The 22,891-nt window shown below is 71.3% G+C and carries 19 protein-coding genes and 1 pseudogene; 9 read left to right on the forward strand and 11 right to left on the reverse strand.

The window, feature by feature from the left end:
- The first annotated feature begins 28 nt into the window (after positions 1–28).
- The 3 genes from ACIQTP_RS27525 to thpR all read left to right on the forward strand — a co-directional run bounded on the left by ACIQTP_RS27525 (position 29) and on the right by thpR (position 2,812).
- Positions 29–466: a MarR family winged helix-turn-helix transcriptional regulator gene (locus tag ACIQTP_RS27525; RefSeq protein WP_054235179.1), complete on the forward strand. Its 438-nt coding sequence runs from the start codon at positions 29–31 to the stop codon at positions 464–466.
- Positions 467–811: 345 nt separating this feature from the next.
- Positions 812–2,095 carry an MFS transporter gene (locus tag ACIQTP_RS27530; RefSeq protein WP_403404383.1) on the forward strand — a complete coding sequence of 428 codons (1,284 nt, stop codon included), beginning with the start codon at positions 812–814 and terminating at the stop codon, positions 2,093–2,095.
- Positions 2,096–2,239: 144 nt separating this feature from the next.
- Positions 2,240–2,812 carry an RNA 2',3'-cyclic phosphodiesterase gene (thpR, locus tag ACIQTP_RS27535; protein WP_403404387.1) on the forward strand — a complete coding sequence of 191 codons (573 nt, stop codon included), beginning with the start codon at positions 2,240–2,242 and terminating at the stop codon, positions 2,810–2,812.
- 275 nt (positions 2,813–3,087) lie between these two features.
- Here thpR and ACIQTP_RS27540 read toward each other — a convergent pair whose 3' ends face one another.
- The 3 genes from ACIQTP_RS27540 to ACIQTP_RS27550 all read right to left on the reverse strand — a co-directional run bounded on the left by ACIQTP_RS27540 (position 3,088) and on the right by ACIQTP_RS27550 (position 5,506).
- A complete protein-coding gene (locus ACIQTP_RS27540) occupies positions 3,088–4,080 on the reverse strand; it encodes an aldo/keto reductase (RefSeq protein WP_403404389.1) in 993 nt (330 codons plus the stop codon).
- A gap of 60 nt (positions 4,081–4,140) precedes the next feature.
- Positions 4,141–4,728, reverse strand: coding sequence for a Uma2 family endonuclease (locus tag ACIQTP_RS27545; RefSeq protein ID WP_403404392.1), 588 nt, complete (start codon positions 4,726–4,728; stop codon positions 4,141–4,143).
- Between the two features lie 103 nt (positions 4,729–4,831).
- The gene (locus ACIQTP_RS27550; protein ID WP_403404395.1) at positions 4,832–5,506 is read right to left on the reverse strand and encodes an SGNH/GDSL hydrolase family protein; all 675 of its coding nucleotides are present in this window, start codon (positions 5,504–5,506) and stop codon (positions 4,832–4,834) included.
- Between the two features lie 138 nt (positions 5,507–5,644).
- On the opposite strand from ACIQTP_RS27550, the gene ACIQTP_RS27555 reads away from it, so the two are divergent.
- Positions 5,645–6,628, forward strand: coding sequence for a WD40 repeat domain-containing protein (locus tag ACIQTP_RS27555; RefSeq protein ID WP_403404398.1), 984 nt, complete (start codon positions 5,645–5,647; stop codon positions 6,626–6,628).
- A 107-nt stretch (positions 6,629–6,735) separates the two neighbouring features.
- Here ACIQTP_RS27555 and serC read toward each other — a convergent pair whose 3' ends face one another.
- From serC to ACIQTP_RS27590, 7 genes are all read right to left on the reverse strand, one after another.
- Positions 6,736–7,854 carry a phosphoserine transaminase gene (serC, locus tag ACIQTP_RS27560; protein ID WP_403404401.1) on the reverse strand — a complete coding sequence of 373 codons (1,119 nt, stop codon included), beginning with the start codon at positions 7,852–7,854 and terminating at the stop codon, positions 6,736–6,738.
- A gap of 314 nt (positions 7,855–8,168) precedes the next feature.
- On the reverse strand, positions 8,169–9,389 hold the full coding sequence (locus ACIQTP_RS27565) for a cytochrome P450 (RefSeq protein WP_403404404.1): 1,221 nt from the start codon (positions 9,387–9,389) through the stop codon (positions 8,169–8,171).
- A complete protein-coding gene (locus ACIQTP_RS27570) occupies positions 9,386–10,609 on the reverse strand; it encodes a cytochrome P450 (protein ID WP_403404406.1) in 1,224 nt (407 codons plus the stop codon). The genes ACIQTP_RS27565 and ACIQTP_RS27570 overlap by 4 nt, the downstream gene beginning before the upstream one ends.
- Positions 10,606–11,250, reverse strand: coding sequence for a GTP-binding protein (locus tag ACIQTP_RS27575; RefSeq protein ID WP_403404409.1), 645 nt, complete (start codon positions 11,248–11,250; stop codon positions 10,606–10,608). Before ACIQTP_RS27575 ends, ACIQTP_RS27570 begins: the two co-directional genes overlap by 4 nt.
- Positions 11,231–11,578 (reverse strand): DUF742 domain-containing protein, encoded by a 348-nt coding sequence (locus tag ACIQTP_RS27580; RefSeq protein WP_402044609.1) that lies wholly within the window; start codon positions 11,576–11,578, stop codon positions 11,231–11,233. Before ACIQTP_RS27580 ends, ACIQTP_RS27575 begins: the two co-directional genes overlap by 20 nt.
- A complete protein-coding gene (locus ACIQTP_RS27585) occupies positions 11,575–11,982 on the reverse strand; it encodes a roadblock/LC7 domain-containing protein (protein WP_054235659.1) in 408 nt (135 codons plus the stop codon). Before ACIQTP_RS27585 ends, ACIQTP_RS27580 begins: the two co-directional genes overlap by 4 nt.
- Entirely contained in the window at positions 11,979–13,781 is a 1,803-nt protein-coding gene (locus tag ACIQTP_RS27590; protein ID WP_403404412.1) for an ATP-binding protein, read from the reverse strand. The genes ACIQTP_RS27585 and ACIQTP_RS27590 overlap by 4 nt, the downstream gene beginning before the upstream one ends.
- A 332-nt stretch (positions 13,782–14,113) precedes the next feature.
- Here ACIQTP_RS27590 and ACIQTP_RS27595 point away from each other — a divergent pair, with 332 nt between their 5' ends.
- From ACIQTP_RS27595 to ACIQTP_RS27615, 5 genes are all read left to right on the forward strand, one after another.
- Positions 14,114–17,113 carry an FAD-binding and (Fe-S)-binding domain-containing protein gene (locus ACIQTP_RS27595; RefSeq protein WP_403404415.1) on the forward strand — a complete coding sequence of 1,000 codons (3,000 nt, stop codon included), beginning with the start codon at positions 14,114–14,116 and terminating at the stop codon, positions 17,111–17,113.
- Positions 17,114–17,195: 82 nt separating this feature from the next.
- Complete coding sequence (locus tag ACIQTP_RS27600) at positions 17,196–18,026, forward strand: metallophosphoesterase family protein (protein ID WP_403404417.1); 831 nt, start codon at positions 17,196–17,198, stop codon at positions 18,024–18,026.
- A gap of 230 nt (positions 18,027–18,256) precedes the next feature.
- Positions 18,257–18,388 (forward strand): hypothetical protein, encoded by a 132-nt coding sequence (locus ACIQTP_RS27605; protein WP_403404420.1) that lies wholly within the window; start codon positions 18,257–18,259, stop codon positions 18,386–18,388.
- Between the two features lie 89 nt (positions 18,389–18,477).
- Complete coding sequence (locus tag ACIQTP_RS27610) at positions 18,478–20,643, forward strand: ABC transporter ATP-binding protein (protein WP_403404423.1); 2,166 nt, start codon at positions 18,478–18,480, stop codon at positions 20,641–20,643.
- Positions 20,644–20,835: 192 nt separating this feature from the next.
- Positions 20,836–21,795, forward strand: coding sequence for an EamA family transporter (locus tag ACIQTP_RS27615; protein ID WP_403404648.1), 960 nt, complete (start codon positions 20,836–20,838; stop codon positions 21,793–21,795).
- Between the two features lie 173 nt (positions 21,796–21,968).
- Here the strand turns inward: ACIQTP_RS27615 and ACIQTP_RS27620 are convergent.
- Positions 21,969–22,715, reverse strand: a pseudogene (locus ACIQTP_RS27620) (helix-turn-helix domain-containing protein); the annotation flags it as partial.
- Positions 22,716–22,891: the final 176 nt, after the last annotated feature.

The raw sequence follows: 22,891 nt of genomic DNA on the forward strand, positions 1-22,891 counted from the left end.
AGCGAGAGTAATGAGTTATCCTAAAGACATGGCTGACCTCACCCATGGCGACGACGCTGCCGCCGTGAACGCCCTGCGCTCCGCAGTAATGCGGCTGTCGCGTCGACTCAAGCACCAGCGGGTCGACGAGTCGCTGAGCCCGACCGAGATGTCGGTGCTCGGCACCCTCGCCCGCTGTGGCACCGCCACGCCCGGCGAGCTCGCCCGTAAGGAGCATGTGCAGCCGCCGTCGATGACCCGCATCGTCGCGCTGCTGGAAGCCAAGGGCCTGGTCAGACTGGAGCCGCACCCCGAGGACCGGCGCCAGAAGGTCGTCACCCAGACCGACAAGGCCGAGGCGATGCTCGAGGAGAGCCGCCGCAAGCGCAACGCGTTCCTTGCCGGACTGGTCGAGGCCCTCGACGAGGACGAGTGGGCGAAGGTCCGCGAGGCCGCGCCCGTCCTCGAAAAGCTCGCGCAACTGTGACAGGGGCGCACACCCGGCTGGGGCGCACCCGCGACAGGCGCGCCTTCGGCGCGGGCGCCGCGCGGCGGTCGCAGCCGCGTACGGCAGACCGCCGGATGTGCGCCGGCCACGGTGTCCCACGCACCGCCAGGGGCACGCCGTGACGGGCTGTGCGCACTGCCCCGCACGCTCCGCCGTGCCCGAACCTCACCGTGACAGACGCGGCCGCGCCCGCGTGCAACGACGTCCCACGCCAGGAGGCGAATCCCTTTGAGTACGGGATCCGGAATACCTTCCGCCCCCGGACCAGCCAGCCCCGACTCCCCGCCCGCCCCCGAGAGTTCCCCGCGTTCCCCCCGCTCTTCGATGTTCAGCTCGCTGAGGATCAGGAACTACCGGCTCTTCTTCCTCGGCCAGGTCGTCTCCAACACCGGCACCTGGATGCAGCGCATCGCCCAGGACTGGCTGGTCCTGAGTCTCACCGGCTCCTCCGCCGCGGTCGGCATCACCACCGCGCTGCAGTTCCTGCCGATGCTGCTCTTCGGGCTGTACGGCGGCGTCCTCGTCGACCGCCTCCCCAAGCGCCCCACCCTGCTGGCCACCCAGACCGCCATGGGCGTCACCGGCCTCGCGCTCGCCTTCCTGACCCTCTCCGGCCACGTCCAGGTCTGGCACGTCTACCTGGCGGCCTTCGCCGTCGGCCTCGCCACGGTCGTCGACAACCCGGCCCGCCAGTCCTTCGTCTCCGAGATGGTCGGCCCGGGCCAGCTGCAGAACGCGGTCAGCCTCAACTCCGCCAACTTCCAGTCCGCCCGCCTGGTCGGCCCCGCCGTCGCGGGCGTCCTGATCACCGGCGTGGGCACGGGCTGGGCGTTCCTCTTCAACGGCCTGTCCTTCGTGGCGCCCATCGTCGGCCTGCTCCTGATGCGCGGCCGCGACCTGCACCCGGTCGAGCGGGCGCCGCGCGGCAAGGGCCAGCTCCGCGAGGGCCTGCGCTATGTCGCCGGCCACCCCGAGCTGATCTGGCCGATCGTCCTCGTCGGCTTCATCGGCACGTTCGGCTTCAACTTCCCGGTCTGGCTCTCGGCGTACGCGGACGACATCTTCCACGCGGGCGCCGGCGGGTACAGCCTCTTCAACACGCTGATGGCGGTCGGCTCGGTGGCCGGCGCGCTGCTCGCCGCCCGCCGCGGCACGGCGAGACTGCGCATCCTGATCGCGGCGGCCCTGGCCTTCGGCGTCCTGGAAGTGGTGGCGGCCCTGGCCCCGTCCTTCTGGCTCTTCGCCCTGCTCATGGTCCCGATCGGGATCTTCGGCCTCACCGTCAACGTCACGGCGAACACCGCGGTCCAGATGGGCACCGACCCGGCCATGCGGGGCCGGGTGATGGCGCTGTTCATGATGGTCTTCATGGGCGGTACGCCCCTGGGGGCGCCCCTGGTCGGCTGGGTCACCGACGCCTACGGTCCGCGCGTCGGCTTCGCCCTGGGCGGCCTGGTCTCGGCGGTCGCCGCGACCACCGTCGGCCTGGTTCTGGCCCGCGTCGGCGGGCTGCGCCTGTCGGTGGGCTGGCATCGCGGCCACCCGCAGGTCAGCTTCGTGCCGAAGGAAGCCGGGGAGCAGCAGGAACAGCTGGCCACAGCGGTGTGACGACGGCCGTACGGATACCCGGGCGACGGCCGTACGGCTGTCCGGGCGCCCGCAGCCGGACCGGGGACGGCTCGGCTGCGGCGCGTGCGAATTCATCGTGGACGAAGGTGGCCCGGTGATCCGTTCCCTGGAAGGCTGCTGTGCATGAGACTCTTTGCCGCCGTGCTGCCACCGGAGGCCGCGGTGCGTGAACTCGGCACGGTGGTGGACGAGTTGCACCGCCTGCCGGGCGCGGACGGACTGCGCTGGACGGGCCGCCCCGGCTGGCACTTCACCCTCGCCTTCTACGGCGAGGTGGCGGAGGAACTCGTCGAGCCCCTGTCGGACCGCCTGGGCCGCGCGGCCCACCGCACCCACTCCTTCCCCCTCGCCCTCCACGGCGGCGGCCACTTCGGGGGCCGGGCGCTGTGGACCGGGGTGTCGGGAGACGTCCCCACGATGCGGCTGCTGGCCGACCGGGCGGAGGCGGCGGCGCGCAAGGCGGGCCTCGAGACGGGCGAGCACCGTCGTTACCGCCCGCACCTGACGCTGGCGCGCAGCCGGGACACCGCGGACTTCGCCCCGTACGTCGCCGTCCTGGACGCCTTCGCCGGGCGGGACTGGACGGCCCGGGAACTGTGTCTCGTACGCAGCAATCTGCCGAGGTCAGGAGTGACGGGGGAACAGCCGCGCTACGAGACGGTGGCGCGCTGGCCGCTGGACGGGGCGGGCGGCTGAAGGCCCCCGGGGGCGGCCGGTTAACCTCGATGGCGTGAACCCGAAGACCCGAAACCAAATCATGGCCGGTGTGCTCGTGCTGATGTTCGTCGTGGTGGCGCTGGCGGCGGCGGTCAAGTAGAGCCGACCGGACCGCTCCGCCGCTGGATCGGCCGGCGGAATACCGCGCCGTTCGTCCGCCTGCGGGCAGGTCGTGCCGCGGGCAGGTCGTGGCCGGTCGCGCAGTTCCTCGCACCCCTTGAGGGGGCGCCCTGGCGGGCGCCCCCTGGGGAGCGCTACCAGGCGAAGGCCTCCGGGGACGGGCCCGGGCCCGGGAAGATCTCGTCCAGGCCGGTCAGCAGCTCGTCCGACAGCTCGAGCTCGACCGCGCGCAGCGCCGAGTCGAGCTGTGCGGCGGTACGGGGGCCGACGATGGGGCCGGTGACGCCGGGTCGGGTCAGCAGCCAGGCCAGGGCGGCCTCGCCGGGCTCGATCCCGTGCTTGTCGAGCAGATCCTCGTACGACTGGACCTGCGCGCGGATGGTGGTGTTGGCGAGGGAGTCGGCGGCCCGGCCGCTCGCCCTGCGTCCGCCCTTGACCTCCTTCCTGATGACGCCGCCGAGCAGCCCGCCCTGCAGCGGCGACCAGGGGATGACCCCGAGGCCGTACTCCTGCGCGGCCGGGATGACCTCCATCTCCGCGCGCCGTTCGGCGAGGTTGTAGAGGCACTGCTCGCTGACGAGACCGATGGTGCCGTGGCGCCGGGCGGCGATCTCGTTGGCCTGGGCGATCTTGTAGCCGGGGAAGTTGCTGGACCCCACGTAGAGGATCTTGCCCTGCTGCACCAGTACGTCGACGGCCTGCCAGATCTCCTCGAAGGGAGTGCGGCGGTCGATGTGGTGGAACTGGTAGACGTCGATGTAGTCGGTCTGGAGCCGCTTGAGAGAGGCGTCCACGGCCCGTCGGATGTTGAGGGCCGACAGCTTGTCGTGGTTGGGCCAGGCGTCGCCGTCGGCGGCCATGTTCCCGTACACCTTGGTGGCGAGCACGACCTTGTCGCGCCGTTCGCCGCCCTTCGCGAACCAGTTCCCGATGATCTCTTCCGTACGGCCCTTGTTCTCGCCCCAGCCGTACACGTTCGCGGTGTCGAAGTAGTTGATCCCTGCGTCCAGCGCCGCGTCCATGATGGCGTGGCTGTCGGCTTCGTCGGTCTGCGGACCGAAGTTCATGGTGCCGAGGACGAGTCGGCTGACCTTGAGTCCCGTGCGTCCGAGCTGCGTGTACTTCATGAGTCCCTAGCCAACGACGTGGAGTGCGCTCTAGGCAAGGGAGGTGTGCGGGACGGGCCCTCAGTCGCGGGGAAACTCGTCTGTCTTGAGGGTGAGGCCGACGGGAGTGGCGGTCAGGTCGATGTCCACCCCGAAGGCGACGGACAACTCACTGACGTACTCGCCATCTTTGGGCTGGGTGAAGAGGTGGCACCTGCCCTGGTAGGGGTCGGCGACGAGGTAGACGGGGACCTCCGCGAGTGCGTACGCGGTCTTTTTGGGGCCGTAGTCGTTGGAACCCGTACTCTGCGAGATGACCTCGGCGACGAACTCGACGTTCTTGTAATGCCAGCGGCCCTCTTCGTCCTTCTCGGCGGAGTCGCTGAGTTTGGCCACGTCAGGGCAGAAGCCGTTCTCGTGGCCCGGGAAGTCGATGCGGACGTCCGAGAGGACTTTGACGTCCATCCCGAACCTGTCTTCGACGGACCGCACAATCCTGCGGATGATCTCCCAGTGGGTGTCACGCTGCGGCGTCATATGAACGGTGCCCCCGACGATCTCGACCCTGAATCCTTCGGGGACGGGCATACGCTCAAGCCGCTGGAACCATTCGTCCAAGCGCTTGGTGTTGGCGTCGGCCATCTCGATCCTGTCTTCAAGGACGGTCATCGTGGCGCTCCTCCCCGGCTGCCCCACGCACGAGTACAGCCGCGCGGTACAACGATACGCACGGTGACCGGGTTTCGTCGGGGCGTGCCTCACCTCGACCTCGTCAGGCCGAGTAGGACTCGCCCAGGTCCCAGGCCTGGTACATCGCCTCCGCGAAGGCCTCCGCGATCTTGTGCTCGCCGGCGGCGTTCGGATGCGTGCCGTCGTACGTGTCGTGGTGGAAGTCGTAGGCGGGGGGCGGGGAGGCGAGGAGGACGGGGGAGCGGGATTCGTCCAGGTCGGCCACGGCCTTCGCCAGGAGTTCGTTGAAGGCGGCGACCTCGGCTGCGAAGGGCGCGTCGGACTCGGCCCGGACGTTCGGTATGACCGGGAGGAGGACCAGGTGGACGCGCGGGTTCGCCGCACGCGCCTGAGCGACGAAGGCGCGGGCGTTCGCCGCAGTCTGTACGGCGTTCGTGTAGAAGCCCAGGTCGATCAGGCCGAGGGAGACCAGGAGCACGTCCGCCCGCTGGGTGCGGACCGCCTCACCGATCAGGGGCACCATGTGCTGCCAGCCCTCGCCCCAGCCCGCGAGGTGGCCGCGCGGGAAGTCCGGGTCCGCGTACTCGTGCGAGTCGGGGGACTCCGTCGCCTTGTCGTACAGCGTCTCGCGCGGGCCGACGATCCGGAACGGGCCCCCGTACGTCGCGCGCAGGTGCTGCCACATTCGGTAACGCCATGTGTGTTCGCCCGCGCTTCCGATCGTCATGGAGTCGCCGACGGGCATGAACCTGAGCATCCGCTCATCATGGAGGATCGGGCGGGCGATCAGTAAGCGCCGTGTGGGGTGTGAGGTGTGAGGATGGACACGCCGGGGGCGTCGGCTCCCCGCGGGCGCGCCCGCGTCCCCGCGGCGCCGGGATGGCAGGCTTGGGCCATGCGCCGATCGCCCTCGTTCCTCGCCGGAGCAGCCTCCGCCGCCGCCGTCCTCGTCCTTGCTCTGCCGGCGCCGGCCCTCGCCGCCGACGGGGACGGGGGGTTCACGATCAAGGATTCCCGGATCACCGAGTCGAGCGGGCTCGCCGCCTCGCACCTCCACCCCGGCATCTACTGGACCCACAACGACAGCGACGACGGTCCGTACCTCTACGCCGTCGACAGCAGGACCGGCGAGACCGTCGCCACCATCACCATGAAGGGGGTGGGTGCTCCGCGTGACGTCGAGGCCATCTCCCTCGGGCCCGACGGCGACCTCTACGTCGGCGACATCGGCGACAACCTCGGCGGCAAGTGGTCCTACGTGTGGATCTACAAGCTGCCCGAGCCGAAGGTGCTCAAGGACCAGACGATCCGGGCCACGCAGTACGTCGTGAAGTACGCGGACGGGCCCCGTAACGCCGAGGCGCTGATGGTCCATCCGAAGACCGGACGGGTCTACATCGCCGACAAGAACGAGGACGGCGGCCACCTGTACGAGGGTCCCGCCCGGCTCTCCACGTCGGGCACCAACATTTTCCGGCCCGTCGCCACCATCGACCTCTGGGTCACCGACGGCGCCTTCTCGCCCGACGGTCAACAGCTCGTCGTACGCGGTTACTTCGGCGGGATCGCGTACGACTGGAACGACGGGAAGCTCAAGCGGCAGGGGCGGTTGAACGTACCGCTCCAGCGGCAGGGGGAGTCGGTCACGTACACCCCCGACGGTTCCAAGCTCATGTACGGCAGCGAGGGCAAGGACAGTCCGGTCCAGCCCGGTTCGGTGCCCGGGGGCGGGTCCGGCTCCAAGTCCCCTTCGGAGGGCGGGGGGTCGGCGTCGGCCGGTGGGGGTGGCGGCATGAGCTCCGGCGCCAAGGGGGCGCTCGCCGTCGCCGCGGTGCTGGCGGCGGGGTTCGGGCTGCGGAGGTTGTTGCGCAAGTCGTAGTCGCCCCATGGCGTGAACGCCGCGCACAGCGGTCACGTGCGCGGTCGTATGAGAAAAGGGCGCCCGGTGCTCGTCCGAGCACCGGGCGCCCTTCCTCGCCGTAGCTGTTACAGCTTTTCGATCACGTAGTCGATGCACTTCGTCAACGCCTCGACGTCCGCCGGGGCGATCGCCGGGAACATCGCGACACGGAGCTGGTTGCGGCCGAGCTTGCGGTAGGGCTCGGTGTCGACGATGCCGTTGGCACGCAGGACCTTGGCGACGGCGGCGGCGTCGATCTCGTCGGCGAAGTCGACCGTGCCGATGACCTGCGAGCGCTTGGCGGGGTCGGCGACGAACGGGGTCGCGTACTTGCTCTCCTCGGCCCAGGTGTAGAGGCGGGTCGAGGAGTCCTTCGTACGGCCCGTGGACCACTCCAGACCGCCCTGGCCGTTGATCCACTCCAGCTGCTCGTTGAGCAGGAACAGGGTGGCGAGGGCCGGGGTGTTGTACGTCTGGTTCTTGCGGGAGTTGTCGATCGCCGTCGGGAGGCTGAAGAACTCCGGGACGTGGCGGCCGGACGCGTGGATGCGTTCGGCGCGCTCGATGGCGGCGGGGGAGAAGACGCCGATCCACAGGCCGCCGTCGGAGGCGAAGGACTTCTGCGGGGCGAAGTAGTAGACGTCCGTCTCGGTGATGTCGACCGGGAGGCCGCCGGCGCCGGAGGTGGCGTCCACCAGAACGAGGGAACCCTCGTCGGCGCCGTTGACGCGCTTGAGGGGGGCGGCGACGCCGGTGGAGGTCTCGTTGTGGGTGTAGGCGTAGACGTCCACGCCCGCCTCGGCCGTCGGCTCGGGGTGCGTGCCCGGGTCGGAGGAGATGACGGTGGGCTCGGCGAGCCACGGGGCGAGCTTGGCGGCCTTCGCGAACTTGGAGCTGAACTCGCCGAAGGTGAGGTGCTGGGACTTGTTGTCGATCAGGCCATGGGTCGCGACGTCCCAGAAGGCGGTGGAGCCGCCGTTGCCGAGGACGACCTCGTAGCCGTCGGGGAGCGAGAACAGGTCGCGCACGCCCTCGCGGACCTTGCCGACCAGGTTCTTGACCGGGGCCTGGCGGTGGGAGGTGCCGAGCAGGGAGGTACCGGTCGCGGCCAGCGCGTCCAGCGCCTCCGTGCGTACCTTGGAGGGGCCCGCGCCGAAACGTCCGTCGGCGGGCTTGATGTCAGCGGGGATCTGGATATCAGCCACGGTGGGAGCGTATCCGTTGTGCGAAACGTGGTGGAAACGTCGTCCGGCGGGTGAGACGGGGCGGAGACCACGTTTCCTCGCCCCCGCCGCCCCTGCCCGACCCATCCCCAGGGCTCCGCCCCGGACCCCGTAAGCCGTCCTTTCGACCGCGGGCCGGTGGGGGCCGACCGCGCAGTTCCCCGCGCCCCTGGGGCCGGGGCTTCGCCCCGCATCCCCCGCGGCCCAGGTTTTTAGGGGCGCGGGGAACTGCGCGACCGGCCCCCACCCACCCGCAGCCGAAGAACCCATCCGGGGGCGGCGGGGCGAGGGAGTGGTTAGGGGGTCGGAGTTAGGTGTACGGGGAGTTCGTGCAGGTCGTTCTGGGTTACTACCGGCTTGTTGCGGAGTTCCGAGGTGGGGATCGCCAGGTCCAGGGCCGGGAAGCGGGCGTACAGGGCCGGGAGGGCGACCGCCGCCTCCAGACGGGAGAGCGCGGCGCCGGGGCAGACGTGCGGGCCGTGGCCGAAGGAGATGTGACGGTTCTCGACGGTGCGGGCGATGTCGAAGTCGCCCGCGGTCGGACCGTGGGCCTTCTCGTCACGGCCGATCGCGCCGTACGAGACGATCAGGGCGTCGCCCGCGGGGATCACCTTGTCCCCGACGGGTACGTCCTCCGTCGCGAAGCGGATCAGGACGTGCGAGGTCGGAGTCGAGTAGCGGAGGGTCTCCTCCACGACCGCCGACCAGTCCGCCTCGCCGGAGAGGACGAGGGCGCGCTGCTCGGGGTGGGCGGAGAGGTTGACCACCGCGTTGACGATCAGGGAGATCGTCGTCTCGTGGCCCGCCGCGACCATCAGCTGGAGGGTGGAGACGATCTCCTCGTCGGTGAGGTGGTCGCCGTCCTCGGAGGCCAGGATCAGGGCGGAGGTCAGATCGTCGCCGGGCTCCGCCCGTTTCGCGGCGACCGTCGCCGCCATGATCCCGGCCAGCTCCGTCAGCGTGGCGATGACCTCCGCGGGCGGGGTCTGCGTCGAGAAGAACTTCTCGAAGAGTTCCTTGAGACGGGGGAGCCGGGACTCCTCGATGCCCATGAGGTCGGCGACGACGAACATGGGGAGGGGGTAGGCGAAGTCGGCCTTCAGGTCGACGACCCCGTCCGGGCCCGGCGCCAGGGAGTCCAGCAGACCCTCCGTCAGTTTCGTGATGCGCTCCCGCATCTGCTCCACCCGGCGCGGCGTGAGCGCCTGCGCGACCAGCGTGCGCATCCGTCGGTGGTCCGCGCCGTCCACCGTGAGCATGGAGCGGCCGGGGTTGGCGAGCCCGATCAGCGGCCAGTCGGGGGCTATCTCGCCGCGCTGCCAGGCACCCCAGACGTTGATGTCCTTGACCAGCCGCGGGTCGGTGAGCAGGGCGCGCGCCTCGGCGTGGTGGGTGACGGCCCAGACCGGGACGCCGCCGGGCAGTTCGACGGCGGCGAGCGGTCCCGCCTCCCTGAGCCGAGCGCTCTCGCCGTCCAGGTCGGACACGAACGGGTCCAGGGCGATACGACTGGTCATGCGGGGGTGCCTCCCAGGGCCGGGGTCGGGGTGAAGCGCACGGGCAGTTCGGTCAGGCCCCGCAGCCACGGTGAGGGGCGCCGGGTCAGGGTGTCGGCCGGGACCGCGAGGTCGATGTCCGGCAGGCGGTCCAGTACGACCTCGATCCCCGTCCGCGCGATGACCTCCGCGACCTCCTGCGCCGGGAACGGGCAGCGGTGCTCCCCATGGCCGAAGGAGAAGTGGGCGTTGTTGCCGCCGGTGAGGGCGGAGCCGTCGGTGCGGACCTGCGGGTCGGAGTTGGCGCCCTGGAGCCCGAGAAGCAGGAGATCGCCCGCGCGGACGCGGTGACCGCCGAGCTGGGCGTCGCGGGAGGCCCAGCGGCCGGCCACGTTCTGGGTGGGGGTGTCCTCCCAGAGGACCTCGTTCATGGCCTCGGCGACGCTGTTGCGGCCGCCGAAGAGCGAGGCGGCGAAGCGTTCGTCGGTCAGCATCAGGCGCAGCGAGTTGCCGATCCAGTCCGCGGTCGGCTGGTGGCCGGCGGCCATCATGACCATCAGGTCCTGGATGATCTCCTCGTCCGTGAAGCCGGCCGTGTTCGCGAGCATGCGGGACACGACGTCGCTTGCGGGCGCGGCCTTCCGGTCGGCGATCAGCTGGGCCATGGAGCCGGCCAGGTGCTGCTGTCCGGCCAGCGCGTTCTCACGGCCGTTGATCATGTCGTTGAGTGCGGTGACGAGGCCGGGTCCCTGTTCCTCGGCGAAGCCGTAGAGCATGGCGAGGACGCGGACGGGCAGCAGGGCGGCGTAGTCCCCGATGAGGTCCGTCTCGCCCTTGGCGCACGCCGCGTCGATGAGTTCGTCGGCGAACTTCTCGGCCTGGGCGCGCAGTTCGAAGGGGTCGACGGCTTCGAGGGCGTCGCTGATCATCGCGGCGCGCTCGCGGTGGCGTTCACCGACGGTGTAGAGGATCGAGGGCTGCTTGCGGCCGATCATCGGCAGCAGCGGCCAGTCGTCGGGGATGCGGTCCCATTGGTTCCACAGCTCGGAGTCGCGGCTGAACAGCACGGGGTCGCCGGTGACCTGGTGCAGTTCGCGGTAGCCGAGCACCAGCCACGCCGGGATGTCGCCGTCCAGGACGACGGGTGTCACGGCACCGTGGTCGCGCCGCATCTCCCGGTACAGCTCGGCGGGTTCGGTCTGGAACCGGGGCCCGCTGAGGGGCACGGGGGCGGGGGTCACAGGGCCAACTCCGGTGATTTGGGGGCGCTTTCGGCGGCGTAAAAGGTCTTGAGGTGCTCCACCAGCGTGATCAGCACCCGTTTGCTGGACTCCCGCGACCGCGCGTCGCAGTCGAGCAGCGGGACCTGCGGATCGAGGTCGAGGGCCTCGCGGATCTGGGCGGGGGTGTGCGCGGAGCCGCCGAAGTCGTTGCAGGCGACGATGAACGGCGTGCCGTGGTGTTCGAGGCGGTCGATCGCGTACCAGGAGTCGTCGATGCGCCGGGTGTCCACGAGGACGACGGCGCCGAGCGTGCCCGAGAACAGCCGGTCCCACAGGAACCAGAAACGCTCCTGGCCCGGCGCGCCGAACAGGTACAGCACATTGCGGGCGTCCAGCGTGATGCGCCCGAAGTCGAAGGCGACCGTGGTCGCGGACTTGCCGCGCACCTCGCTGATGTCGTCGACCGCCGCGCCGGCCTGCGTCATCGTCTCCTCGGTGTTGAGGGGACGTATCTCGCTCACGGAGCGGACCAGGGTGGTCTTGCCGACGCCGAAGCCGCCCACGATGACGATCTTCAGACCGTTGTCGGCCTGTGCCCCCAGGGGCGTACGGGCGTCGGCCCCCTGGGACGTACGGGCATCAGAGGTTACGGAGTCCAACGAGCACCTGCTCCAGGATGTCGGGATCGGGAAGAGCGGCCTTCTGGGGGTGACGGGCGCTGACGCGGCCCGCGGCGAGGAGGTCGGAGAGCAGGATGCGGGTGATGGACACCGGCAGCTTCAGCACGGCGGCGATCTCCACGACCGCCGTCGGCCGCTCGCACAACCGCAGGATCGCCGTGTGCTCCGACTGCATGCCCACCACCGGATCGCACTCGGCGACCACGAGTGTCACCAGGTCGAACGGGGTGTCGGGCGCGGACCGGCTGCGCCCTCCGGTGAGGGTGTAGAGCCGGTCGGGCGCGTCGTCCCTGCCCGGACGGCTCATGACGTCCGGGGCTGCGCGCTCAGGTGTTCGCCGAGTTGTTCCACGAGCTCGCTCATGTTGTGCCCGACCAGACCGGCGTCCGCGTCCTCGGCGGTGACCACGGCGAGGTGGGCGCCGTCGCCCGCCTCCACGATGAACAGGACCCCGCCGTAGAACTCGGTCATCGCCGAGCGCACGCCCCCGGTGCCGTCGCCGAACTCCACGGACGCCCCGTGGGACAGCGACTGGATGCCGGCGGCGATCGCGGCGAGCTGGTCGGCGCGGTCGACGGTGAGCTCCGGCGTGCGGCACAGCTTCAGGCCGTCCCGGGAGAGCACGAGCGCGTGCCGGGCGCCCGGGGTGCGCTCGAGGAGGCCCTCGATGAGCCAGGAGAGCTTCTCGTCGGCGGTGGTGGTGCCGGTCATGAAGTGGTGTCGCCTTCCGAATGCGAGGGGGTGTGTGAGGAGGTGTGCGAGGGATGCGCGGGGGCGGACTCCCGTACGGCTTCTTCGCCGCGTACGGCTTTCCCGGATGCGTCCTGTGCAGATGCGTCCTGTACAGATGCGTCCTGTACGGATTCGGCCCGTACGGGTTCGCCCTGCGGGAATTCGTCCCGTACGGCGTCGACCTCGGGCACCGTTCCCTGGACCGCCGCCTGGTCCGGCGCGGTGCCGCGGACGGCCTGGCGGAAGCTGCTGAAGCGGGCGGCGGTGGCCTTGGAGTCGGCCGTACGGGGCTCGGGGCCGGCCTGGTTCGCGAGGTGGGCGCGGCTGCGCTCGGCGTGCGCGAGGGTCCGGCCGCGGCGGCGCTTGGGGAGGCCGCCGGTCGCGGGGGTGCCGTTCGGCGGGGTGTCGGTGTCGCGCCGGGGCGACTCGTGGGTGGGGACCGGGTCCGGGTCGAGGTCCTCGGGGGCGCGGGCGGCGGCGTACGACGCCCGGTGGCGCGGCTCAGCGAGGGAGCGGTCCTCGGCGGGCGGGGTCGCCGTGGCGGGCTTGACCTGGGGTTCCGTCGCCGCCGGGGCGGCCGGGGCCGATATCGCGGGCAGGCTCAGGATGTCCTGGGGGATGAGCACCAGGACGCCCGTGCCGCCGCGCGCGGAAGGCCGGAAGGACACCTTCAGGCCGTGCTTGCGGGCGAGCCGGCCGACCACCGCGAGGCCGAGCCGGGTGCCGGTGAGGCCGCCGAGGTCGGCGGCGTTCTCGGCGTCCGCGGAGACGGCGCGTTCGGCGCGGCGCAGCTGGACGTCGCCCATGACGAGGCCGCTGTCCTCGACGGAGACGATGACGCCGGCCGGGACCTCCTCGACGTAGACGTGGACCTCGGCGGTCGGCGGCGAGAAGTTCGCGGCGTTGTCGAGGAGTTCGGCGAGCGCGTGCATCACGCCCTCGGCGGCGTGCCCGGCGACGGCGGCGTCGCTCGCGGAGTGGACGCGCACCCGCTGGTAGCCGCCGATGCGGCCCATGGCGCCGCGCAGGATCGACTCCATGACGATGGGGCGCGCCCAGCGGCGGCCGGAGCGGGCGCCCGTGAGGACGGCGACGGAGTCGGCGAGGCGGCCCGCCTGCGCGGTGCGGTGGTCGAGGTGGAGGAGGTCGGCGAGGACCTCCTCGTCGGAGTGCTTCTCCTCCATGGCGCGCAGGTCGGCGAGCATGCCGGTGGACAGTGCCTGCATCCGCCCGGCCGCGTTGGCGGTGGCCGAGATCGCGGCGGCCCGGTCACTGGCCGCCCGCCGCACGCGCTCGGTCAGCCGGGCGTTCTCCTCGGAGAGCTCGGCGAACCGCCGCTGCTCCTCGGCGATCTCGGTGGCGAGGCGGCGCCGCTCCTCCTCGAACCCCTGCCTGAGCAGGGCGCGTTCGCGGGCGTCGGCGTCGGCCAGGCGCGCGCGGTCGCGGGCGGACTCCTCCGCGAGCCGGGACCGCTCCTGGTTGAACTCCTCGGCCATGCGGGCCCGTTCCTGCAGGAGCCGCCCGGCGTCCTGGGCCACGGCGTCGAGGCGGCGGCGCGCTAGTTTCGCGGTCTGCAGGGCGTGCGTGGCGACCGCGACGGCGACGCACAGCAGCGCGGCGGCGGCGCCCGTACCCCAGGCGAGGGGGACGCGTGCCGAGTCGGGTGCCAGGGAGACGGCGACGACGACCGCGACCGCCGCCGCGACGGCGGTGAGCAGGGGCGCGGGGGCGCTCGCGCGGAGGGCGGGTCGTTCGCCGGAGGGGATGGGCGCGGTCATGAATCGTGTCCTCGGTCGTGTCCTGGGCGAAGTTCCTGGGGCGAGGTTCCTGGGAGGAGGTTCCTGGGAGGAGGTTCCTGGGGCGAGAGCCGACACCGGTTGCTCAATTCGCCGTCACTATATGAGAGTTCGTGATCGCATTGGGAAGGTTCCCGATCCGAGCCCGGAATCCGCCGGTGATCGGCCGGTGACCGGTCGGTGATCGGTCTGTGATCGCGACGGCGATCGGAAGGAGATCGTCCGGCGATCGGAAGGTGATCGTCCGGCGATCGGCCGTGATCGATGCATCACGGTTACGGACCGTTGTCCGTGCGCGGGGTCATCCTGGAGACATGACGGATCTTGGCGCGAAGGACGGCACGAACGGCGCGGCGGACCCGCCCGACGTGGACGGGCTGCGGGCCGCCCTCGCGGCGGACATACGCGGCGAGGTCGCCTTCGACGTGACCGCGCGGGCGCTGACCACCATGGACGCGTCCAACTACCGCAGGGTCCCGCTCGGCGTGGTCCGCCCGCGCGACGCCGACGACGTGGCGGCCGCCCTGTCCGTGTGCCGGGCCCACGGAGTGCCGGTCGTGCCACGCGGCGGCGGCACGTCGATCGCGGGACAGGCGACCGGCACCGGGGTCGTCCTCGACCTCACCCGCCACATGAACCGGATCGTCGCGCTCGACCCCGAGGCGCGCACGGCCGTCGTCCAGCCCGGTGTCGTCCTCGACCGCCTCCAGGAGGCCGCGGCCCCGCACGGCCTGCGCTTCGGCCCCGACCCCTCCACCCACAGCCGCTGCACCCTCGGCGGAATGATCGGGAACAACTCGTGCGGCTCGCACTCGGTGGCCTGGGGCACGACGGCGGACAGCGTGAGCGAACTGTCGGTGGTCAAGGGCAGCGGCTCCGCCGTACGGCTGGGGCAGAACTGGCAGGGTGCCCCGGACGGCCTCCGGGCGCTGGTCGAGGGCGAGCTGGCCCGCCTGCGCACGGGCTTCCCTGAGCTGCCCCGCCGTATCTCCGGCTACGCGCTCGACGCGCTGCTCCCCGAGAAGGGCGCCGACGTCGCCCGCTCCTTCTGCGGCTCCGAGGGCACGCTCGGGGTGCTCACGGAGGCGGTCGTACGACTGGTCGAGGCGCCGCGCGCGCGGGCGCTGGCCGTGCTGGCGTACGCGGACGAGAGCGCGGCGGCCGAGGCGGCGGCCGGGCTGCTGCCGCTGGGGCCGCTCACCGTGGAAGGGATGGCCGCGGACCTCGTGCCGCCGGACGCGGGGCTGCCGCGCGGCGGCGCGTGGCTGTTCGTGGAGACGGGCGGCGCGGACCCGGTGGAGGCACGCGTGGGTGCGGACGCGATCGTCCGGGCCGCTGACGTCCTCGACGCCCTCGTGGTCACCGACCCGGCCGGACAGCGCGCCCTGTGGCGGCTGCGCGAGGACGCGAGCGGCACGGCGACCCGGATGCCGGACGGGAGCGAGGCATGGCCGGGCTGGGAGGACTGCGCGGTGCCGCCGGCCCGGCTCGGCGCGTATCTGCGCGACTTCCGGCACCTGCTGAGCGCCCACGACCTGCGCGGCACCCCGTACGGACACTTCGGCGACGGCTGCATCCACGTCCGCATCGACTTCGACCTGCTGACCAGTGCGGGCGTCGGCCGCTTCCGCCGGTTCTCCGAGGAACTGGCCGAACTGGTGGTCTCCCACGGGGGTTCCCTCTCGGGCGAGCACGGGGACGGCCAGGCACGGGCCGAACTGCTGCCCAGGATGTACGGCACCGAGCTGGTCGGCCTCTTCGAGCGGGCCAAGGACCTCTGGGACCCGGACGACCTGCTCAACCCCGGGATGCTGGTGCGCCCGCACCGGCTGGACGAGAACCTGCGGTTCGCGGTGCTGCCGCGCGAGCCGGTGGACGTGGCGTTCGGATATCCGGCTGACGGTGGGGACTTCTCGGCGGCGGTGCGCAGATGTGTGGGGGTCGCCAAGTGCCGTACGACGGCCGCCGACGCGGGCGTCATGTGCCCGTCGTTCCGGGCGACGGGCGAGGAGGAGCACTCCACGCGGGGGCGGGCCCGGCTGCTGCACGAGATGCTCGCGGGCGAGGTGGTCACCGACGGCTGGCGCTCGACCGAGGTCCGGGACGCGCTCGACCTGTGCCTGTCCTGCAAGGGCTGCCGGTCCGACTGCCCGGTGGGCGTCGACATGGCCACGTACAAGGCGGAGTTCCTGCACCACCACTACGAAGGCAGGAGGCGCCCCGCCGCGCACTACACGATGGGCCGGCTGCCGGTGTGGCTGCGCCTGGTCGACCGCACGAGAACGGCGCCGCTGCTCAACTCGCTCGCTTCCGTGAGGCCGGTCGCGGCGCTCGCCAAACGGCTCGGCGGGATCGCACCCGAGCGGGAGATCCCGCGCCTGGCGCCGGAGACGTTCAGCCGGTGGTGGGGGCGGCGGTTCAAGGAGCGGGTGCGGCGGATGGTGCGGGAGGGGGTGTACGGGGTGTACGGCCCTGAGGCGGAGCTCGACGGGTCCCCGAGGGAGGTGGCGTTCCTCTGGCCGGACACCTTCACCGAGCACCTGTCGCCCTCCGTGGGGCAGGCGGCCGTACGGGTGCTGGAGGCGGCCGGAGTGGACGTGATGCTCCCGCCGACGGTGGCGATGCGCAAGCGGACACCGCGGGCCGGGGAGAGCGTGTCGCTCTCGCACCACCCCTGGTCGGTGGGCGCCCGGGGCCACGTCTGCTGCGGACTGACGTACGTCTCCACGGGCCAACTCGACCGCGCCCGCGCGGTGATGGGCCGCACGCTCGACCTGATGGGCGTGTTCCTGGACCCGGACGTCCACCCGCGTCCGCCGGCCGTCGTCGTCCTGGAACCGAGCTGCGCCGCCGCCCTGCGCACGGACCTCCCGGAGCTCCTGCACGACGACCCGCGCGCGGCACGCCTCGCCTCGGCGGTGCTGACGTTCGCCGAGGCCCTGGAGCGCCTCGCCCCGGCCTGGTCACCCCCGCCCCTCGACCGTCCGGTGACCGGCCAGACCCACTGCCACCAGCACGCCGTCCTCGGCGACGCCGCCGACCGCCGGCTGCGCGAGGCGGCGGGCCTCACCGGCTCCCTCGCGGGCGGCTGCTGCGGACTCGCGGGCAACTTCGGCTTCGAGAAGGGCCATTACGAGGTGTCGAAGACCTGCGCGGAGGAACAGCTGCTCCCGGCCGTGCGGGCCGCCACGCCCGACACCCTTCTTCTCGCGGACGGTTTCTCCTGCCGCACACAGCTGGAACAACTGACGGGGCGCGAGGGGCGCCATCTGGCGGAGGCGCTGGCCGAGGCGCTGGACCAGGGGCTGGACTGAGGGCAAGGGGGCTGGACCGAGGGGGGCTACGCGAGAGGCGAACACCCGGGCGGGGCCGGTGACCATCGTCGATCGTGGACCGATGCCGAAAACTGACAAGGGCCCGATACGGAACACCGTCGACCGCGTGGCCGTCCTCTCCGACATCCACGGTGTGCTGCCCGCCCTGGAAGCCGTGCTGGCCGAACCGGAGGTGTCCGCCGCGGACGTCGTCGTCCTGACCGGCGACATCGCGGCCGGCCCGCAACCGGTCGAGGTCCTGGACCTGTTGGTGAAAAAGGGCGACGAACGCCCACTCGTCTGGATAGCCGGGAACGCCGACCGCGAGCTGGTGGAGTACCGCCGCGGCGAGCGCATGGCGATCCCCGACCCGATCGCCCCCTGGGCCGCCGACCAACTCCGTGACGACCAGATCGACTTCCTGGCCGGCCTCCCGAAGACGCGCACCCTCTCCGTCACCGGTCTCGGCGAGGTGCTGTTCTGCCACGCGACACCACGGGACGACGAGGAGATGGTCGTCGTCGACTCCCGCCCCGCCCGCTGGGCGGAGGTCTTCGCGGACCTCGACGACACCGTCCGCACCGTGGTCTGCGGCCACACCCACATGCCGTACGTCCGCCTCGCCCACGGCCGTCAGGTCGTCAACCCGGGCAGCGTCGGCATGCCGTACGGCCATCCGGGCGCCCACTGGTCCCTCCTCGGCCCCGGAATCACCCTGCGCACCACCACCTTCGACATCCCCTCGGCCACCGCCCGTCTCATCAGGGAGTGCGGCTACCCCGACATCGCCGAGTGGGCCGACTACTACCTCAACGCCAGGGCCACGGACACGGAGGCCCTGGCGGCCTTCGCGCCCAGGGACGGGCGGACGAACCCGCGGCACGGGCATGAGCACGGGCATGAGCACGGATAACCAATACCCAGGTTTTTTAGGCAACTCTCAGGTTTCATAAGGGGATTCACAGTCGTCATGTGCCGCATTTTGCTGTGCCTTGGCGTGTGGGGCGTGTAGGTTCCTTCATGTCGGGCGGCAGGGAATACCGAGGTGACGACCAGGAATTCCCGCCCGTTTCCGTAGAGAATTCTCGCACCATCGCACTATTGCGCTCGCTATTGCGTAGCCAGAAACCTCAAGGAGTTGGCATGAGCTTCAAGAAGCTTGCCCCCCTGCCCCCCAAGCCCAAGTCGAAGCAGCTCCCGCCCCCGCCGGCGCCGAAGCCGCGCAAGAAGGCGCACAAGCCGCTCCCCAAGCCGTTCCCCCACAGCGAGGGCTGATCGGGCGATAGCAGAGAGGCCGACGGTGCGCCGTCGGCCTCTCTCTTTTGAATTCCACGGCACGGCCTGCAATTCAAATGAGGAGGGCCATGACCCGGCAAAGGCAGAATCAGGGATACGAAGAACACGCCGAACGGTACGAGGGCGACGAGTACGAGGACGAGTGTGATTACGAGGACGAGCTCGACCACGACACGCCGACCATCCCCGCCCGTACCGCATTCCGGCGCTTCTGGCCGCTGACCAAGGGGCTGCGGAGCTGGCTGCTGGCCATCTGGCTGTGCACGGTCCTGGCCGCCCTCGCCGAGACCGCCGCCATTCTCCTCTTCAGCGATCTGACCGACCACGCCCTGCAACAGGGCTCACTGGCCGCGTTCTGGACCCCGGCCGCCGAATGGCTGGCCGTCGCCGTGCTCGGCGCCGCCGTCGCCTACGCGGGCAACTCCCTCGCCACCTGGGTCACCGAACGCTTTGTGATGCGGCTGCGCGAGCACGTCTTCGACCACGTGCAGCAGTTGCCGCCGCACTTCTTCCAACGCCACCGCCAGGGCGACCTGTTGTCCCGGCTGACCAGCGACGTCGAGTCGATCGAGACGATGGTCGTGTCCGGGCTCGTGGGCGCGGCGTCGGCGGCGTTCAGCGCGCTGTTCTACGCGGCGGCCGCCTTCTGGCTGCGCTGGGACCTGGCCGCGGCGACCTTCGTGCTCGCCCCCCTGTTCTGGCTGGCCGCCCGCCGCTTCTCCGGCTCCATCAAGTCCGTCTCGCGCGACGGCCGGGTCGCCGACGGCGCGATCACCTCCGTCGTCGAGGAGTCCCTCGGCAACATCGTCCTCACCCAGGCGTACGACCGCCGCGACGCCGAGCGGCGGCGGCTGAACCAGGAGGCGAACGCCTGGTTCAGGGCCTCCGTGCGCTCCGGGCGCCTCAACGAGCTGTACGAGCAGCTCGTCCAGGTCATCGAGACGATCTGCGTGCTCGCGGTCATCGGCCTCGGCGTGTGGGAGATCTCCGGCGGCCGGATGACCCTCGGCCAGCTGCTCGCCTTCGCCGCGTTCCTCGGCTACCTCTACCCGCCCGTCCGCGGCCTGGCCCAGCTCGGTCTCACCGTCGCCGCCGCCACCGCCGGTGCCGAACGGCTGATCGAGATTCTCGATGTGCGGCCCGCGGTCGCCGACCCGACGCGCTCGGCGGAGAGCCGGCTCGGCCGCCCCGACGGCGCCGTGGAGGTCCGCGACGCCACCTTCCGCTACCCCGGCACGGAGAGCGACGCCCTGCGCGGTCTGTCCTTCACGGTCGACCCCGGCGAGCTCGTGATCGTCACGGGCCCGAGCGGCGCGGGCAAGTCCACCGTGTCCAAGCTTCTCCTGCGCTTCTACGACCCGGACGCCGGCTCCGTGCTTCTCGACGGCGTCCCGGTGGGCGACTTCCCCCTGGCCCGGCTGCGCGAGTACGTCACGCTGCTGCCGCAGGAGACCCTCGTCCTGCACGACACCGTCCGCGCCAACATCGGCTGCGGACGCCCCGGCGCGAGCGACGAGGCGCTTGTGGAGGCCGCGCGCGCCGCCGACGCGCACGACTTCGTCATGAAGCTGCCGGACGGATACGACACCAGGATCGACCCCAACTCGGCCCGGCTCTCCGGCGGCCAGCTCCAACGGCTCGCCATCGCCCGCGCCATCCTGCGCGACGCCCCCGTCCTCGTCCTCGACGAGCCGACGACCGGCCTGGACGCGATGGCCGCACGCCGCGTGATCAAGCCGCTGCGGCGTCTGATGCAGGGCCGTACGACGATCATGATCACCCACGACCTCAACCTGGCTCCCGACGCCGACCGCATCCTCGTCGTCGACCGCGGCCGTGTGGTCGAAACCGGCCGCCACGACGAACTCCTGGCCCGCGGCGGCGCGTACGCCCGTCTGCACGGATCGCAGAACAACGCGCTGATGGACACCGGAGAGCTACGGCTGCCGCTGTTCACGGAGGCGGAGGTTGCGGGGGGCGGCGCGGTGCCGGTGGGGATGCCGACCGGGGTGCCTGCCGGGGTGCCGGTGGATTACGCGGGGGGCTTCGTGGCGGAAGCGGCTCCGCAGTACGCGTACTACGGGTCCGGGCAGTACGGGGCCGAGGGAGCCTGGTACCCCGGCGCGTTTCCCGACCCCCTCTCCGATCCCGATCCTCTGCGGGACCCCCTTGACGGCTATCCGCCCGACGGTCGGCCCCTCTTCCGCGACGAGACGCCCTGGACAGGCGCATAACGAGACGGCCTGGACAGGCGCATAAGGGGTTCACGTGCCTGACTCGGTCCATTACTGTGGACTGAGAAGTGCACCTTGATGCACGACTCCTGAGTCGAGCCCCTGGAAGGCCCCGTGAACACCCCCTGCGCCGCCGCGTCCTCCCCGGCGTCTCCGTCCTCCCCGTCCTCCCCGGCCTCGGTCGCCCCGGCGATGGCGCCCGCGCCCACTCCGGGTGAGGGCGCCCCGGGCCGGTGGAGCGCCCTCGGCCCCGTGGGACTGCTCCTGGCCGGAGGCGTCTCGGTGCAGTTCGGCGGCGCGCTGGCGGTCACCCTCATGCCGCGCACGGGCGCGCTCGGGGTCGTCGCCCTGCGCCTCCTGGTGGCCGCGATCGTGCTGATGGCCGTCTGCCGGCCCAAAGTGCGCGGGCACTCGCGGGCGGACTGGGGCACGGTCCTGATCTTCGGTCTCACCATGGCCGCGATGAACGGCCTCTTCTACCAGTCGGTCGCCCGGATCCCGCTGGGCCCCGCCGTCACCCTCGAGGTTCTCGGCCCGCTCGTCCTCTCGGTCCTCACCTCCCGCCGCGCCCTGAACCTCCTCTGGGCGGGCCTCGCCCTCGGTGGCGTCTTCCTGCTCGGCGGCGGAGGCTTCAGCTCCCTCGACCCGGTCGGCGTCGCCTTCGCCCTGTCCGCGGGCGCGATGTGGGCGGCGTACATCGTCTTCAGCGCGCGTACGGGGCGACGCTTCCCCCAGGCCGATGGGCTCGCGCTCGCCATGGTGGTCGCGGCGGTGGCGTTCCTGCCGCTGGGGATCGCCGAGTCCGGGACCCGGCTGATCAACCCGACGACCGTTGCCCTGGGCGGCGCGGTCGCCGTGATGTCCTCCGTGCTGCCGTACACCCTCGAACTGCTCGCGTTGCGGCGGCTGCCCGCCGCCACCTTCGCCATCCTGATGAGCCTGGAGCCCGCCGTCGCCGCGACCGCCGGCTTCCTCGTCCTGGACCAGGCCCTCTCCGCCACCGAGGCGCTGGCGATCGCCCTGGTCATCGCCGCGAGCATGGGGGCGGTACGGACACAGGTGGGGCGGGGCAGGGTGAAGAACGTCGGATCGGCCGGTGCCGTCCGTTCAGCCGACCCGGCCCGATCAGTCGACCCGGTCGAGGGGGCGTAGCAGCCGGAGGATCATCTCCACCGTCCGTTCGACGGGGCGGCCGCGTGCCGTGGCGCTGAACAGCAGCGTGCGAGTCAGGACGGCACCCAGCGGCATGTCGAACACGTCGTCGGGGTCCACGGTGGGGTCGACGGTCCGGTCCGGTCCGACGTCTGGTGGTGCGCGACCAGGCCGGCGGCGGCCTGCGGTTGATCGTAACGGAGCGAACCCTCCCTGACAGCGTCCGGATTGGCCGTCATATGGCCCTGCACGAAGTCCTCCGTGTAGACGATGTCCGGGTCGCCATCGAAGCGCAGGACGTTGAACGACCCCATCAGGCCCGGGTGTTGACCGACCTCGAACGGCAGGATCTGCACATGCAGCCACCGCCGGTCCCGCAGGGCCAACAGCTGGCCGAGTTGCTCCCGCATGACCTCCTTGCCGCCGATCTCCTGATGCAGCACGGCCTCGCTCAGCACAACCCACGTCACGGGCGGCTGCGCCCGCTCCAGGATGCGCTGCCGCTCCATCCGGGCGGCGAGCTTGGCTTCGAGGCCGTCCTCGGTCCGGTTGCCGAGGATCGCCCGTGCGTACCCCTCCGTCTGTAGCAACCCGTAGACCAACTGTGCCTGATACGTGGAGATATAGGCCGCCTTCGCCTCCATCTCCGCATACGGCTGAAACCAGTTCGGAAGCTGGCTCCGCAACACCAGCCCGACCAACCGCGAAAAGAACCCGTCCGTTCCCAGCGCCGCGTCCACCCGCTCACTGAAGTCCCTGGTGGGAACCTTCCGTGCCGTCTCGATCTGGCCGATCAGGGACCCGGTGCGGAACACGCACGCCCCCAACTCGCTCTGTTTGAGCCCCGCCGCCTCCCTCAGGCGGCGCAACTCCGCCCCGAAGTAGTCCAACGGCGAGGCGCTGGGGTCGAGTGCGCGGATATGGACCCTGGGACGGTCACCTCCCGGTGCGAACAGCGACGTTCTGTAGCCGAGCGTAGTCAGTTGCGTGCACTCAGGTAGCTGAATCAATTAATGCAAGCATGCTTGCTTGTTTCTCCTCCCGCTGCCATGCTCCAGAACGCATCGCGAAAGACCCCGCACACCGTCGTGCCCCG

The organism is Streptomyces sp. NPDC090798 (genome assembly GCF_044768965.1).
Taxonomy (GTDB): Bacteria; Actinomycetota; Actinomycetes; order Streptomycetales; family Streptomycetaceae; genus Streptomyces.

Excerpts from the sequence above, each read along its gene's own strand:
- ACIQTP_RS27525 (WP_054235179.1), top strand. The coding sequence starts at position 29 with ATGGCTGACCTCACCCATGGCGACGACGCTGCCGCCGTGAACGCCCTG.
- ACIQTP_RS27530 (WP_403404383.1), top strand. The coding sequence starts at position 812 with ATGTTCAGCTCGCTGAGGATCAGGAACTACCGGCTCTTCTTCCTCGGC.
- thpR (WP_403404387.1), top strand. The coding sequence starts at position 2,240 with ATGAGACTCTTTGCCGCCGTGCTGCCACCGGAGGCCGCGGTGCGTGAA.
- ACIQTP_RS27540 (WP_403404389.1), bottom strand. The coding sequence starts at position 4,080 with ATGAAGTACACGCAGCTCGGACGCACGGGACTCAAGGTCAGCCGACTC.
- ACIQTP_RS27545 (WP_403404392.1), bottom strand. The coding sequence starts at position 4,728 with ATGACCGTCCTTGAAGACAGGATCGAGATGGCCGACGCCAACACCAAG.
- ACIQTP_RS27550 (WP_403404395.1), bottom strand. The coding sequence starts at position 5,506 with ATGCTCAGGTTCATGCCCGTCGGCGACTCCATGACGATCGGAAGCGCG.
- ACIQTP_RS27555 (WP_403404398.1), top strand. The coding sequence starts at position 5,645 with ATGCGCCGATCGCCCTCGTTCCTCGCCGGAGCAGCCTCCGCCGCCGCC.
- ACIQTP_RS27565 (WP_403404404.1), bottom strand. The coding sequence starts at position 9,389 with ATGACCAGTCGTATCGCCCTGGACCCGTTCGTGTCCGACCTGGACGGC.
- ACIQTP_RS27580 (WP_402044609.1), bottom strand. The coding sequence starts at position 11,578 with ATGAGCCGTCCGGGCAGGGACGACGCGCCCGACCGGCTCTACACCCTC.
- ACIQTP_RS27585 (WP_054235659.1), bottom strand. The coding sequence starts at position 11,982 with ATGACCGGCACCACCACCGCCGACGAGAAGCTCTCCTGGCTCATCGAG.
- ACIQTP_RS27590 (WP_403404412.1), bottom strand. The coding sequence starts at position 13,781 with ATGACCGCGCCCATCCCCTCCGGCGAACGACCCGCCCTCCGCGCGAGC.
- ACIQTP_RS27595 (WP_403404415.1), top strand. The coding sequence starts at position 14,114 with ATGACGGATCTTGGCGCGAAGGACGGCACGAACGGCGCGGCGGACCCG.
- ACIQTP_RS27600 (WP_403404417.1), top strand. The coding sequence starts at position 17,196 with ATGCCGAAAACTGACAAGGGCCCGATACGGAACACCGTCGACCGCGTG.
- ACIQTP_RS27605 (WP_403404420.1), top strand. The coding sequence starts at position 18,257 with ATGAGCTTCAAGAAGCTTGCCCCCCTGCCCCCCAAGCCCAAGTCGAAG.
- ACIQTP_RS27610 (WP_403404423.1), top strand. The coding sequence starts at position 18,478 with ATGACCCGGCAAAGGCAGAATCAGGGATACGAAGAACACGCCGAACGG.
- ACIQTP_RS27615 (WP_403404648.1), top strand. The coding sequence starts at position 20,836 with ATGGCGCCCGCGCCCACTCCGGGTGAGGGCGCCCCGGGCCGGTGGAGC.